Genomic DNA, 15,143 nt, shown 5'->3' on the forward strand with positions numbered 1-15,143 from the left:
GATATTAATTGCAACTCGAACCTCGTGAACTTACTACAAATATCCGGTTAATTACGACATATTTCCGGTCACTTATTACCTATTTTTCAATACTTACGACATTTGCTGGATATTAATTGGAAAGCACCTTAAACCTTAGGCACTTATGACATATTTTAGGACACTTACGACGGATTTCCGATCACTTATTACCTATTTTTAGTCAATTACAACATATCGCATGACTATTACGACATACCTTAGAAACTAATCACCGAAAATCAGGTCAATTTACCAAATCCCTCATTTTCTGCCGCAGCTGATATTTCAGTATTTTCCCCGATGCATTCCTTGGCAGCTGTTGCTCGATAAAAATGTGCCTTGGCACTTTAAATCCAGCCAACTTCTCCCGGCAGAAGCTGCGCAGTTCGGCCTCATCAATCACGGCACCTTCTTTTGGCACAATGATTGCACAGACTGCCTCGCCCCAGACTTCATCCGGCAGCCCGATAATCGCTGCTTCGAGGACAGCCGGATGCTCATACAGAACTCCTTCGACCTCAACGGAGTAAACATTTTCTCCACCTGAGATAATCATGTCCTTTTTCCGGTCAACTAAGGTAATATAGCCTTCGTCGTCAATCGTCGCCAAATCTCCTGTATAGAGCCAACCGCCTTTCAGCGTGCTCTTTGTTTCCTCCGGCTTTTTATAATATTCTTTCATCACCATTGGGCTGCGGAGAATAAATTCACCAATCACACCGGGCAATACATCCTTACCTTCTTCATTAACAACCCTAGTTTCCGTCATGAAAATTGGCTTCCCGCCCTTACCGAGAAGGAGCTTATGCCCTTCTGGATCAAGAAGAATCCCGCCCGGTCCCGCTTCAGTCAAGCCGCATAGGTTATAAAATTGGTCCGTTTTAAAGATTTCCATACTTTTTTTGACCAGTTCCGGTGCCATTGGGGCCGCACCGTATCCGACTCTCTTAATAGAAGATAAGTCGTACTCGGCGGCATTTGGAACCTGCAGCAGAAAGGTATACATCGCCGGAACCGCGAAGAGATGGGTAATCTTATGCTCTTGAATCGCTTGCAATGTTTTAACTGGATGAAAATCGCGATGAATAATATGGGTCGCACCAAGGGCAACGCCGGAAATAAGGAATAGGTTCAATTGGGCTGAGTGGAATAGCGGTGCTAAATGAAGAATGCGCTCATGCTGCCCGATCCCCATATTGATGACAACGGAAATTCCGACTTTAAAAATTTGACTATGATCAAAGAGGGCTCCTTTTGGACGGCCTGTCGTGCCAGAAGTGTACAAAATCTCGACATCATCCTTCTCAGAAACCTCAATATCCGGTTCACTAGTCCTCTCAGATAAAATTTTTTCATAAGAATAAAAACCCGCAGTTTCCGGGTCACCAACCGTGATCACCTTACTCACAATCGTACCTTGCTTCGCCGCAGCAATGATTTGTTCGAATTCCTTGTCGCAGACCACAATTGCCGCATCCGATTGCTCTAAAATGTACTGAATCTCTGTAGCAGTTAATCGAAAGTTAACAGGGACGGCGATAGCACCAATTTTAACAGCGGCAAAAAAGGAAAACACAAAGTGATCCGAATTCTTCATCATCAACGCTAACTTGTCACCTTTTTTCACACCCTGCTCCAATAGGCCGTGAGCAAGCCGGTTCACTTCCTCATTAAATTCGCGATACGTATAAGCCCTTCCTTCACATTCAATTGCGAGTATATGCGGGAACTTACGGGCAGATTGCGACAAAAGACTTCCGATATTCATCCAGGGTTCCTCCCTTATATTAAAAATTCTCTCTTGCTTTTAATATGCAAATTTTATGCCAATATTCAGAAAAATAAAACCGCGGCTTTTACGCCAATAAGTAAAAGAGAGTGTTTTTCAAACACACAGTCTAAACAAATAATTGTCCAATAAATGGACACTATTATCTTAGTAATATTTCTGTTTTCCTAGTTTGTACTTTTTTATTTTTTCATATAAACCCGAACGGCTGATTCCTAGTAATCTTGCCGCTTGGACTTTATTTCCGTGTACCTGGACAAGCGCTTTTTTAATCGCTTCCAGCTCGGCATTTTCGACCATGGATACATTTAGGGCCAGTTCTTTATTCGGAACCTGATTTAATAGATAATCTGGCAGATCCTCGTATTTGATTTTTCCAGTTTCGGAAAATGTCATCGCCCGTTCCATCACATTCCGTAATTCGCGGACATTGCCCGGCCAGTCGTAATCGAGGAGTGCTTCCCTAGCACGAGCCTCCATTCCGGAAATGCTTGTGCCTAAAATTTGATTGAATTCAATCATAAACTGCCCGAATAAATGATCAATATCAAACGGGCGCTGACGGAGAGGTGGGACATTTAATGAAATGACATTTAGGCGATAGTATAAATCTTCACGGAATAGGCCGTCCCTGACCATTTCTTCCAGATTTCGATTGGTTGCGGCAATAATTCTGACGTCAACCTTTATTTTAACTGTTCCACCAACCCGGTAGAATTCCCGCTCTTGAAGTACGCGAAGCAGCTTTGCCTGCAAACCTAGTGACATATCGCCAATTTCATCCAAGAAAAGCGTGCCTCCATTGGCCAAATCGAACTTTCCCAGTTTCCCTTTTGGTCGCGCTCCGGTAAATGCCCCGTCTTCATAACCAAAAAACTCAGATTCTAGCAAATCCTCAGGAATTGCCGCGCAATTTACGATTATAAATTTACCAGTACTTCTGGCACTGCTATTATGAATCGCATGGGCAAACAGCTCTTTACCAGTGCCGCTTTCACCGCGGATAAGCACCTTTGACCTGCCTTTCGCAGCTTTCGCCCCGCTTTTTTTCAATTTTTCCATCAATGGGTCCACACTTAAGATATGATCCCAAGTAAACTTAGCTGTTTCCGCCTGCTGGTATTGCTGATGATAAAAATTCGCTTTATTTTCAGCCTTCTGCAGCTTTTTAAATAATTCGCTTACTTCATTTAATTGTCGGAACACAACCTTGCCAATTGCCCCGATGACTTTGCTTTCCTCTACGATTGGGATACGGTGAACGATATATTTTATCCCGTTAATTTCTAAAAAACCGCTAACCTCTGCAGCTTTCGTTTCATAGACGTTGTCTAACTGAAGATGCGGCAATGCTTTCGCGGCAGGCTGGTACAATACCTCCTCTTCTGAAAGATTGAACAACTCCAGAAGCTGCGGACTGACCATCGTGATGACCTTCCTTTCATCCGCCATGACAATTCCATCAAAAGCATGGTCAATCGCTGTTTCTAACGTCCGTTTTAATTTTGTAATCGTTTGCAACTCTTGTGACATTTGCAGGAGCGATATCACCATATCTGTTTTCGTTAGGATACCGACGACACGGTTTTTGTCATCAACAACCACACCGGTTCCAACCTTACTATTTTTGACGAGTTCTTCAATTCTTTCATACGGGGTATCAACACAGATCTTTTCAACCTGTTTCTTTATGTAATTTTTGATAGGAGTCGTTAGTGGGATTTCTTCTATCACCATTTGATACAAACTGCTGCGGGTAAAAACCCCGACCGGATGCTTGCTTGAGTCTGTAACAGGCAACAAATTCCACTTCTTTCGGTACATAAGGGTAATCGATTCTTTTAACGTGGTTTCTTCCGTAACGATAAAATCAACAGGGGTTATAATATCCTTAAGTTGGAGCACATCATCACTCCTAACTGGGACAAGAGGACAGGCTCATCATCCCGATTATTTATAAATGATAGTTGTCAGTATAGATTGCAATCTTCCATAGGGGGACAATGTCCTTTCCCGTGTTATTCGAAGATCATAGTTTTCTGATTCTTTCACCCGATTTAATGATAATACTAACAGATGACGCATTGCCGCTTTCAATATGATTTTTCATCTTTGACACATCTATATCTGTCTCAATTTTCACTCGTTCACTTTGATTCCCTCTTAGCCTAACCTCATATGGGGCATTTTTGTTCATAAGTGTAACCATTGGTAAATCCTCTTTAAAATCATATTTATCATAAAATTCAATAGTAAATTGAATTTTATTCTTGCTGTAATTTTCTAATGGAAGTTCACAAACCCCGTGTAATGTTGTCTCACCCATCATTTCAAAACGACAATTACTTTCTTCCTTCTGATAGGAAATTGCATAAATGCCTGTTGCTAATGTCTTTTGGAATAAATCGACAATGAACGGTGGTAAAAATATTGCAACAACAATTGAAAGCAAGATAAACCTGCCATGATATTTCTTTAGTGATTTCGAAAGAAAAAATAGACTTAGAATTAATAAAAGGAACGAAGTGATACCTACATAAAGTAATCCATTAGAAGACTTAACAGGGATATTTAACAAAGTAGCAACTGTCTCCCCAAGAGGATTTTCATCGGGGAAAGGAAAATTTAATATCATAGAAATAAAAAAAAGAATGATTGCAACAAAGAAAAATTTTTTATCTTTTATCAATATGAGCACACCTCCCTTTATTCAAATTATCTAGATTACTCCTCGTCCCGATTATTGATAAATGATAGTTGTAAGAATTGGTTGCAATCTTCCATAAGAGGACGAGTAGCCAGTCCTACGGTCTTTTCATTTGTTTAGCCCTATTCCAAGAACGGTAGGTTATTGTCACAAATAAAACGAACATCCAAATGAAGAAGATAATTGTAAAAAGTACATTTACTTTATGGTCGAGATGATTTGATTTAATAGTTAAAAATGAAGCAAAAATTTCTTTCCAGCTTTCAGGTAAGAGTATAATCCAAAATAAATATAACGATATAATTGCTAGCAAGGTTTTCTTCCACATTCGACTCAAGCTCCTCGTTACCTCGTTAAGATCTTTTTACATCAATATCTATATTCGGCATTTTTTTTATAATTCCTTTTTTCCGGGACGAGGGGACAGGCACTTTGTCCCCATCCTAAAGTGGGACAAGGTGCCTGTCACCTAGGTCTTTGTACGTAATTTGTAGAATGGTATTTATTGAGTATTCCGAATAGGTAGAATTATAATAGAATTTGGCAGGAAAATTTAATAGATTGTGAGGAGATTTCTTTGAAGTTTAGACGTTTTTCTCTCTTATTTGCAATAGTGTTGGCTTTTAGTACATCTTTCTCATCGTTTGCCTTTGCAGAAAATAATGTAAAACCAAATCTTGTTGCCTTAGGAGATTCTATTACATTTGGCTGGAATCTTGAAAACAATGGAAACAGTGAACCATCCCCAAAGGCCTTTCCTTATTTAATTGGAAATGGTAATTATGATGTCACAAAAAACATTAGCGGCGGCGGCTGGACCACAAGTACTTTGTTAACAGAAATAAACAAACCTGAAAATCAAGAAGCTATTAAAAATGCTGATGTTATAACATTAGATATTGGGAGTAATGATTTTTTACAAGATGACGCGATAAAGGCTCTTCGTGCTAATCCAACTACACCTATTGACCCTCTAGCATTTGGAAAGATCATTCAGGAAATTTCTGGTAATCTTTTTAAAAACTTAGGTGCGATAATTGGAACTATTAAAGCGCAAAATGCTGATGCACAAATTATCATTTACAACATTTACAATCCCTTTTCGGATACCCTAGCTGCTCTTTATCCACTTGGGGAACAATTCCTACCGGGAGTGAACGCAGGATTCCAGGGTGTTGCATTTCAATCTAACTTACTTTTAGCTGACGCATATTCCGCCTATAAAGGTAAACAAGCAGAGTTAATCCTTCCGAATGGCGACGTACATCCGAACGTGGAAGGACAGAAAGTCTTAGCTAGTTTAGCAACAAATTTATTAGCAGCACAAAATCCTGGGGAAATTACTGTTGATCTAACGCCCTCAACAACCGAGACAACAAAGGAGCCTGTGACAATCACAGTAGCTACGAACGCAAAAAAAGTGCTCGCTATGCAATGGCTCGCAGGTGAAAAAACAATTGAAGATTTTGCAACATCCGGAACCGATATCACCGATAATAAGTTCGAAGTAACTGAAAATGGTCCGTATACTGTTTATGTTAGAGACAGTAAGGGTGCAAAAGCCGTCGAAATTATTACGATTGAAAACATTCAAAACGATGAGCAGCCAGGTGACAATCCAGGAGGCGATGGTGATAACCCAAATCCAGATCCAGGAGATGGTGGCACTGATAATCCTGTACCAAATCCAGGAGACGGCAGCACGGATAACCCTGCACCAAATCCAGGAGACGGCAGCACGGATAACCCTGCACCAAATCCAGGTGATACTGGCACTGATAATCCGACAACGAATCCCGGAGATACCGGCAGCGATGACCCATCAAGTGGCGGCGGCGGGGACATTGACAAAGGGTCATCCCCAGTAGAAACAGGAAATCATCTACCAAGCACCGCCACCTCAATGTATAACAATTTAGCAATTGGATTAGCTTTCACATTAGCCGGTTTATTGGCAATGCGGATTCAGCAAAAGAGAAGAAAAGAAAACATCTAACGGTTTGGGACGAGGGGACAGGCTGCTCCTCGTCCCATTAACTTTTTTATGCCATAATGGGAAACTTTTCAACTCATTATTCGTAGATAATTAAAGAGAATTTTAGAGGAGTGAAATTATGAGTGAAAAGGGCTGTATTAAATGCGGAAGCAGGGATACTGGCACGAAAGATGTAGCGATGACTGGTACCGGGCTGTCAAAAATGTTAGATATTCAGCACAACAGCTTTACTGTGGTTTTTTGTAAGAAATGTGGGTATTCCGAGTTTTATAATAAAAAAACATCGACGGCATCAAATATCATCGACCTGTTCCTTGGGGGTTGATAAGTGCCACTCCTTAATACAGTAAAGAAATGTAATAAACGCTTGGATTTTTTCATTCCAAGCGTTTTTTTTAATTTATTCATACGCCTTAATTTTCATTATTTAGAAAACCAAGTGTTGCCTTCACATTATAATCTACAATATCTCTTATGAAATCGGCATCCGGGAAACCACCTTCAATAATCTTAATTGGGCCAGATGAATATGAGATATGTAAGTGGAATTTATAAAATAACATCCGATTTGGGTCAAGTTCATCGTTTCGGATATACCGATAATGCTCCCCAAAACGAAATTCCAAAAAAGCATGCTCATATTCTATATCAAAGAATTTGCATCCTTCAATATCAATTAAAATAGGGTTCCCCTCTGGATCCACCCTTACATGGTCCGGGCCTAATTCCCCATGGATTAACCCGTACTTTCTTCGCGGGGATAAATCACCATACAATTTGTATAACACCTTCGTTAATCGATCCTTATTTTCGGCAATGCTTGGCACATTTCCTACTAGATGGTCCAAATCCTTTAATGTCTCATTCAAAACAATTTGTTCACATGTCAAAGATTGTTTTTCAATTCTGTCTACTAGGTTGAGTTGTCCGTATTTTTCAGAACTATGTTTATGAATCCTCTTAAGCATATTTTCTAGCTTTTTAAGAACAAATGGCTTTAACTCTGGATTGGCTTGGATGTATGCTGATAGATCAATATTCCCAACATCTTCAACAATCGCGAAATCAAAAGAATAACTTGATTGTGTTCTATCAATATAGTAAACGTTAGGCACACGAATCCCTAGTTGTTGTAAATATTTGAAGTTATACTCGAACAATTCAGCACCATATGATTGACCGATAGGTTTTGCTTTCTCATTTTTAGCACGACCTAAAACATAATTTTTTGACCAATCCCAAACGTACAAAATACAAGTAAATCCGTCCAGACACGCCACCTTATAGACAACTTTTTGAGCACCGCCATGTAGTTGCTTGACCGTTAACACTTTTTGCTCTTTATTAAAAATTCGTTTTAAAAGCTTTTCGAGTTCTAATGATTTAATATGCAAATTCCTTCCCTCTTTTCCCTTTTATATTGCCATCATACAGAGGAAATTCTTGAAAATATAGACTTATGTTACATATTTTGTTATGATGTTGAATAAGGTCTATGCAAAATCATTAACATCATATTCAAAAAAGGCATTGGTTAAACCAAAGCCTTTTTTCTGTTTTACTAATTTTTATCACTTTTTCCCCAATGAGAATCCGCGAAATAGCCTTCCACCAAAGGGCTCCAAGACTTGATCAACTAAATCAACCACAGGTTTCTTTTCACCTGTCCTATAAAAACGATCAAAGGCCTCTACAAAATGATTTGCGAAATCTTCGTCATACTGTCTTAATGCACGAACTATCCATTTCGATGCACCAATCCATTTACGGTTTGTTCTTAAAACAAATTCGCTTACCAATTCGGCTAAAGTGTTTGCAATAAAAATTTCTTCTCCCCTATTAGAACAACCGATAAAATCATCAAGAGCATCTGAAATAAAATATCGTTTTGTTTTTATTGTTTCAGCTGACCATTCTGCCGGTCCATTAGATAATAATTCATCAGCCTCTTTTTTTATTGAATCCATTATTCCGACATCTTTTAAAATAATTCCTTCTGAAACCATTCTCGGCAATGAGGGTCTCGCTCTTTCAACATCATTTTTGAAAAAATGCTTATATGAACTTAAATTATGCACAAAGACCTCAATAGCCCAGTCAAAGTCAATTAATGACTCTCTATAGGATGAACTAATGGTCTGATCGAAAATAACAATATCAAGGTCAGATGTTTCTGTTGCTTCACCGCGAACAACACTCCCAGCTAATAGGGCACCTTGGCAATAAGAAAAATACTTGTGGATAAACTGATGTGCTGCATCAATTGGACTTTGCTTATTAATTTCTCCCATGATTATCACCTCTATCATTTCAAAAACCTAAGCTTATTACATACTTCTGGGCACTTATGACATATTTTCGTCTACTTACTACATCTTTTACAAAACTTACGACATTTCTTGGATATTATTTGGAAATCACAGTGAGAATCTACTCCTCACTACAAATATTAGGAAAAATACTACAAAGCTTGTAAGATTTCAGCTGCTATTTCATAAAATTCTTCTAAATTCAACTCTTTAAAAGTCATCATGTTTGTTAAAGAAGATGGCTCACCTTTACCTTATTCCAAATTGCCTTCCAATTCTTTCTCGTAAGCCGCCCTTCGTAAACCGCTGCCCGTTCTTTCGTTTCAGCAAAAAATGGAGTTGGCTTCACTTCAAAATGGAGGACATCCTGTACTCCCCAGGGAGCAGCTAATACCACATTGTTATTTTCATCTAGCTTTAGACCAAGGGCAGTGGCTGTTTCCGGGAATTTAGACATCGCGTCCACCGAGGAAGTATAGGGCGGAATATCATTTCTAACATGCATTCTTGCTTCGTTTTTTACCGACCACGGAACATTCGGCTGGATACCTCTTAAATTATCTTCTAGTCTCTTTTCTTCAGTCTCCTCGACATTTCGCTCGTCATAATAGATTACATCAATATCTGGAATAGGTGTCCTTTCCGTAAATCCGTGGAGAGTGTCCCATATTTTAGAACGAACAAAGCCAGCACAAACCCACCAGTCCGGAAGATTAAGAGATTGTGCTGAATATAATATATCCATCATCCACTTATCTTCTTTTACAAGCTGGATGATATCATTTTCTGTTTTTAACATCCTTTATTCTCCATTCTAAAAATAACTTTAATCCTTATGTTCCCCTTGTAATTTATCTAATTTTAATTATATACCATTTTGAAAGTGATGGAATTATCACTTAATTTCTAAAAGAATTCACGGTGAAAAATAGCTATTTAGCTAATCTGGTATCATTTGGAATAACTTATTTTCAGTCGTTCATAAATGCTCGCTTTAATAGACAAATATTTCGAATTCATGGTATTTTTGATTTGAATCAAAAGATGTATCCATTACGATTAAACACATAGGAGAGATGATAGTGAAAAAAGCCAATCTCTGTTTTATTGGTGCAGGATTCCATGCCTCAACAAACATTTATCCTTCTGCTATTGAAGCAGGGGCAAATATACAAGCGATTTCTACACGAAATATAGATCGTTCCAAAGCTGCTCTTCAACGTTTTGGTAGTAAGGGAACACCTTACGATGACTATAAAAAGATGTTGCAAAATGAAGATTGTGACGGAGTTGTTGTGGTTGCTCAACCTGAAGATCAACCTTCATTCGTGCTAGATTGCATTAAAGCTGGTAAAAATGTATTTGTAGATAAGCCTCTTGGAATGAGTGCTGAGCAAGCTGCAGAAATTGCTGATGCTGCTGAACAAGCGGGTGTAACATTAATGGTTGGATTTATGAAACGTTATGCTCCTTGCTATACAAAGTTAAAAGAATTAATTACGAGCAGTAAACTAGGTACTGTGCATTCCTTTCAAGCAAGATTTGCGGTGGACAGCACACCATTTTGCAATAATGAAGAACAATTTATGAAGTTGGCTGCAATACATATTGTTGATCTTATACGCTATTTATTTGGAGAAGTTATACAAGTTACAGGTTTTAAAAATAGTGACAATGAGTTTGTTTCTCATAGTATTTCGTTAAAGTTTGAAAATGGCGTCGTTGGCAGCCTTTATTTGGCAGGAATGACGGCTTGGTCGCGGGAAAGTGAAAATATGCTTGTGACGTTTGATCATGGATTTGCTTTTGCTGATGAAATTAATTCGCTTACAGTTCATGAGTCACAAACATTTGATAATCTACCGTGGAAATCGCTTAAAGAGACAGATACTGTATTTACACCATCTGCTACCCCTATGTCTGGTGCCTACAGAGACCTTTATTTACGAGGTTTTGTTGGGGAAATGACTCATTTTATTGACTGTTGTAAAAGTGGTGAAACGCCAACATCAAATGGACGTGATAATGTAAATACAATGGCACTCTGCGATCGTATTCTGTCTACGGTGCTGTAGGAATTCTTTGGAGGAACATCCTTTCATATTTTTTCTTTATTTGATAGCGGTGTATCCTCTTCAATAGAATTCTATTTTATTATTTTGCAAGTTTTATACCAGTTATAACTTTTCAAATGGACATGGCGCTTCAAGCAGGTGCTTCTTTTTTATGTATGTGGTTTGGACAGTTAGTAAGCAAAGATGACCAGAAATTGTACAATAAGGAAAGCACACGCGCCCTAGTCAGCGGCGTATGGATCGGAGCGCTTCGAGTGAGTATTGGAGGAAACACGGTGAGCGTAAGCGGTCAGATGTTGACTTATCGTAAGGCGGAGCGCCGCTAAGGACGCTTGCGCTGGACAATTCTCGAAGTCGAAATTTCTTATCATTTAAAAATATCGGCAAATTGCTTTAAATACAGTAGCTTTTGGAAAAAACAGCCCTTTGAGGGGTAGTTTATCCATTTTGGACGTCGAATTCTCGAAAAAATGTAATGAGAAGAGACTTGTAAACATGTTTTTCTCACAAGAAAAGCAGTCAATTTTACTCGCCCAATTATTTATTAGCGAATTTTGAGAGTTTATTAGCGAATTCGAAGGGTTTATTAGCGAATCAGGTTCACTTATTAGCGAATATTTCATTTTATTAGCGAATCGGATTACAATCAGTAAAGCGCAAGCGCCCTGCTCAGCCTCAGGCATAGAACAAGACGAGCCGGACGAAAGGTTTGCTTTACTTTTTGGCTGGCGTGTGACCTTGAGGGGCTAGCGACGCTTGCGCTAGACAATTCTCAAAGGCGAAAATTTTATACTTTCTTATCTTATGAGAAAAAAGAAAAAGGCCAAGCCCCCAAATCTAAAATGAGGTCCTGACCTTTTTCTTCGTTATCACGCTTTCCTGTGAAGCTACAAGTTTCTTTCTTTCCATAATAACAACTAAGACAATGGCGACAATGAGAAAAAGACTCGCAATCCTGAAAATAGTGGCGATATCAACAAATTGCGCTAGTCCACCAAAGATAATACCGCTAAGCCCAATGCCTAAATCAATAGACGAAAAGATCATTCCATTAGCCACACCGCGCCGATGTGTCGGTGTCATTAATAATGCCCATGATTGCAATGTTGGGATCAAGCAGCCGAAACCAGCTCCGAATAAAACACCGGCAATGGCAATAAACAGACTCGAATGCGCTAAGGAGAGTACCCACATTCCTACAAATGTCAAAGCTGTACAGAATAATACGAGACCGAATGGCCCTTTTTCATCAAACCATTTTCCGGCGATTGGCCGCGCCAAAGTGGCCATGATTGCATTAAAAATATAGAATAAAAAGATTTGCTCAATTCCTCGTTCCTGGCCAAAGATGACGATAAACGTAACAATCGCTCCATACCCAAGATTGATGATAATTGTAACAAAAGCCGGGAACCAGCTTGATTTTTCAACCAAAGAGCCCATATAGGAAAATTTAAGATCTTCTTTTCGTGTATTTTTTACAGCTTCAGGAGTTTGATTGCGTACGGCTGTAAGTAAAATGACTGCGATAAACCCTAGAAATGCGGAGATATAAATAAGGTTGTTGAACGAAGTAATTTTATATAAAAAGATTCCTAGACTTGGAGCAATAATCATACCAATGGTAATCGAAAGGCCAAAATAGCCCATTCCTTCACCAAGACGCGAATTTGGAATTACATCGACGGCTGCTGTGCCATTAACAGTGGTTGACCAGCCCCAAACAAGACCATGTACGAAGCGGAATAATAGAAAAATCACAACAACCTGTGAAATCGGATATAGAATCGTAATGATTAAAAGCATGATAGCTCCCGTTATGACAAGCGACTTCCTCGGCTTGTATTCAAGCATAAAACCGATAAACGGCCGGCTAAGTACAGCTCCTATGGAAAACAATGCCGTTACTAAACCAATTTCCAAACCTGATGCGCCTATAGATTTTATATATGGCGGCAAAGTTGGAATAAGCATTTGAAACGACATAAACACAAATAAGTTGCCCACCATGAGCATGATAAACGACTTTGTCCACAAACGTTCTTTCAAATAAAAACCTCTCCTTTTAGTCCAATAAAAAAGAATCTTCGCCAAGAAGATCCGCATTCATTTCATTTATTTCGTATCGCTAAATACTAACACAAAAGCCGGTAAAAGGAAAATCAGAAGTTTTTACCAGAAAGGTTTTTTTTTGTTATCATAAATGTATGTATACATCATTTTGAACGGAGGAAATCGGATGCAGAAAAGAAAAATAGTCATTACTCAAGAATTAGTACATGATCACATCGACCAATTAAAGAAAGTGATTCCTGATTGGGAATTGATTGTTAGTAAAGATAAAGATGTTTGGCAGGAGCACGCAATGGATGCTGAAATTATTGCTGGTTGGAAAAAAGGGCTTGAAGAATATTGCCTTGCCTCGCAGTCAAAGCTACAGTGGCTGCAAACATGGAGTGCTGGTGTCGATAACTTACCGCTAGATGAATTGGAAACAAGGGGCATTACCCTTACAAGTGCCAACGGTGTGCATGCCTATCCCATTTCCGAAACGATTTTTGCCTTAATGCTTGGCTTAACGAGAAAAATCCATACATATGTTAGAAATCAACAAGTGAAAACATGGCATCATGCCCATATGGGACTAGAAATGCATGAAAAAACGGTTGGGATTATCGGTGTTGGCGCAATTGGGAAAGAAACAGCGAAGCTTGCCAAAGCATTTGGGATGACAGTCTTGGGTGTAAGAAACTCGGGCAATCCGGTTGAATATGTGGATGAAATGTACACTTTAGACCAATTAGATCTTCTGCTGCCAAAGTGTGATTATGTGGTTGTTACGTTACCACATACGAAGGAAACACACCGTTTATTCGGTGCAGAGCAATTTATGAAAATGAAGTCTACTGCCTTTTTTATTAATATTGGCCGCGGTGAAATCGTGGTTGAGGAAGATCTCGTCACGGCGTTACTGGAAGGAATTATTGCCGGAGCGGGGCTGGATGTATTTGAAAAAGAACCGTTAAGTGCAGAAAGTCCGTTATGGGAGCTGGAAAACGTCATTATTACCCCGCACACTTCAGGCTCAACCGAAAATTATAATAAACGTCTGATGGAAAGTATCTTAATCCCTAACCTTAGAGAGTACACTTCTGATAAAACCCCTTCGATTAATCTAGTTGATTTTTCAAAGGGATATTAAGAAGGGGGTAATATCATGGAGTCAGTTACAATTGGAAAACCATTAAAAAAAAAGAAACGAAGATTACTATTTTTTAAATATGTTCTTCCTGCCATTCTTGTATTCCTATTGTTGGTTAACTTTGTTCCGGTTAAGCAAATCAAAGAAAAGAGTTTTTTCAAAAATGACCGGCCAATGGTGATTGCTCATCAGGGCGGCGAGCTTCTCGCCCCATCGAATACAATCCCAGCGTTTACAAACGCTGCAAACATGGGCGTTGACGTACTCGATACAGACCTCCATATTACAAAAGACGGCTATTTGGTTGCAATCCACGACCCAACAGTCGATCGGACAACCAATGGACAAGGAAAAATTGCCGACATGACGCTTACAGAAATTCAAGAGCTGGATGCAGGCTACCATTTTAAAGATTTACAAGGGAAATATAGTTATCGCGGAAAAGGTGCCTATATCCCAACCGCGGAAGAACTTTTTCAACAGTTCGGGGAATTTAGATGGTCAATGGAAATTAAAGATGATAACCCTTCTTCCCGATATGATGAAATGGCTAAAAAATTGTGGGCTCTCATTCAAAAATATCAAATGGAGGATAAGATTTTCATTTCTGCCTTTGATCAAAATATTCTATCCACATTTGATAACTATGCAAAAGGTCGTGTTGCTATTTCTGCAGGCAAGCAGGAGGTAACAAAGTTTGTCATTTTCCATAAATTCTTTTTAAGAGACCTTTATCAGCCTCAAGTTGATGCATTTCAAATCCCAACTAACAGCAGTGGGTTTGATCTGACCGATAAAAAGTTAATTGACGGGGCCCACAGAAGGGGAATGAAGATGGATTACTGGACCATTGATGATCCTAAAATAATGCAGAAGCTCATTGATGCCGGCGCTGACGGAATTCAAACCAATCGCCCAGACTTACTGCTTAAACTGCTTGAAAAAAACTAACAAAAAGGGCTGCCTCAATTTAAAATTGATGTGACCCCCAAAAGTTAGAGTTTTATATATTAAGCAGCTAATTGGCTGGTATGGATACGGTAT

Annotated in this window: 12 protein-coding genes; 5 read left to right on the forward strand and 7 right to left on the reverse strand. The window is 39.0% G+C overall.

Annotated elements, in window-relative coordinates:
• Nucleotides 1-265: 265 nt before the first annotated feature.
• The 3 genes from AA980_RS24690 to AA980_RS24700 all read right to left on the reverse strand — a co-directional run bounded on the left by AA980_RS24690 (nucleotide 266) and on the right by AA980_RS24700 (nucleotide 4,499).
• Nucleotides 266-1,789 (reverse strand): long-chain-fatty-acid--CoA ligase, encoded by a 1,524-nt coding sequence (locus tag AA980_RS24690; RefSeq protein WP_024028639.1) that lies wholly within the window; start codon nucleotides 1,787-1,789, stop codon nucleotides 266-268.
• Between the two features lie 168 nt (nucleotides 1,790-1,957).
• Entirely contained in the window at nucleotides 1,958-3,715 is a 1,758-nt protein-coding gene (locus tag AA980_RS24695) for a sigma 54-interacting transcriptional regulator (protein ID WP_024028638.1), read from the reverse strand.
• 124 nt (nucleotides 3,716-3,839) lie between these two features.
• A complete protein-coding gene (locus tag AA980_RS24700; protein ID WP_024028637.1) occupies nucleotides 3,840-4,499 on the reverse strand; it encodes a hypothetical protein in 660 nt (219 codons plus the stop codon).
• Nucleotides 4,500-5,094: 595 nt separating this feature from the next.
• Between AA980_RS24700 and AA980_RS25985 the strand changes: the two genes are divergently transcribed.
• Together AA980_RS25985 and AA980_RS24715 are read left to right on the forward strand one after the other, a co-directional pair.
• A complete protein-coding gene (locus tag AA980_RS25985) occupies nucleotides 5,095-6,513 on the forward strand; it encodes an SGNH/GDSL hydrolase family protein (protein WP_024028635.1) in 1,419 nt (472 codons plus the stop codon).
• A 118-nt stretch (nucleotides 6,514-6,631) separates the two neighbouring features.
• Complete coding sequence (locus tag AA980_RS24715) at nucleotides 6,632-6,838, forward strand: zinc ribbon domain-containing protein (protein ID WP_024028634.1); 207 nt, start codon at nucleotides 6,632-6,634, stop codon at nucleotides 6,836-6,838.
• A gap of 88 nt (nucleotides 6,839-6,926) precedes the next feature.
• On the opposite strand, the gene AA980_RS24720 is transcribed toward AA980_RS24715, so the two are convergent.
• The 3 genes from AA980_RS24720 to AA980_RS24730 all read right to left on the reverse strand — a co-directional run bounded on the left by AA980_RS24720 (nucleotide 6,927) and on the right by AA980_RS24730 (nucleotide 9,621).
• The gene (locus AA980_RS24720) at nucleotides 6,927-7,907 is read right to left on the reverse strand and encodes a phosphotransferase (protein ID WP_024028633.1); all 981 of its coding nucleotides are present in this window, start codon (nucleotides 7,905-7,907) and stop codon (nucleotides 6,927-6,929) included.
• Between the two features lie 177 nt (nucleotides 7,908-8,084).
• Nucleotides 8,085-8,804 carry a nucleotidyltransferase domain-containing protein gene (locus AA980_RS24725; protein WP_024028632.1) on the reverse strand — a complete coding sequence of 240 codons (720 nt, stop codon included), beginning with the start codon at nucleotides 8,802-8,804 and terminating at the stop codon, nucleotides 8,085-8,087.
• Between the two features lie 247 nt (nucleotides 8,805-9,051).
• Nucleotides 9,052-9,621, reverse strand: a complete 570-nt coding sequence (locus AA980_RS24730) for a nucleotidyltransferase family protein (RefSeq protein WP_024028631.1) — start codon at nucleotides 9,619-9,621, stop codon at nucleotides 9,052-9,054.
• Between the two features lie 283 nt (nucleotides 9,622-9,904).
• Here AA980_RS24730 and AA980_RS24735 point away from each other — a divergent pair, with 283 nt between their 5' ends.
• On the forward strand, nucleotides 9,905-10,897 hold the full coding sequence (locus AA980_RS24735; protein WP_024028630.1) for a Gfo/Idh/MocA family protein: 993 nt from the start codon (nucleotides 9,905-9,907) through the stop codon (nucleotides 10,895-10,897).
• An 837-nt stretch (nucleotides 10,898-11,734) separates the two neighbouring features.
• On the opposite strand, the gene AA980_RS24740 is transcribed toward AA980_RS24735, so the two are convergent.
• Nucleotides 11,735-12,946 (reverse strand): MFS transporter, encoded by a 1,212-nt coding sequence (locus AA980_RS24740; RefSeq protein ID WP_024028629.1) that lies wholly within the window; start codon nucleotides 12,944-12,946, stop codon nucleotides 11,735-11,737.
• A gap of 190 nt (nucleotides 12,947-13,136) precedes the next feature.
• Here AA980_RS24740 and AA980_RS24745 point away from each other — a divergent pair, with 190 nt between their 5' ends.
• Nucleotides 13,137-14,099 carry a D-2-hydroxyacid dehydrogenase gene (locus tag AA980_RS24745; protein ID WP_024028628.1) on the forward strand — a complete coding sequence of 321 codons (963 nt, stop codon included), beginning with the start codon at nucleotides 13,137-13,139 and terminating at the stop codon, nucleotides 14,097-14,099.
• A gap of 15 nt (nucleotides 14,100-14,114) precedes the next feature.
• The gene (locus AA980_RS24750) at nucleotides 14,115-15,050 is read left to right on the forward strand and encodes a glycerophosphodiester phosphodiesterase (RefSeq protein WP_024028627.1); all 936 of its coding nucleotides are present in this window, start codon (nucleotides 14,115-14,117) and stop codon (nucleotides 15,048-15,050) included.
• Nucleotides 15,051-15,143: the final 93 nt, after the last annotated feature.

Source organism: Neobacillus vireti, from assembly GCF_001026695.1.
Taxonomy (GTDB): Bacteria; Bacillota; Bacilli; order Bacillales; family Cytobacillaceae; genus Neobacillus; species Neobacillus vireti.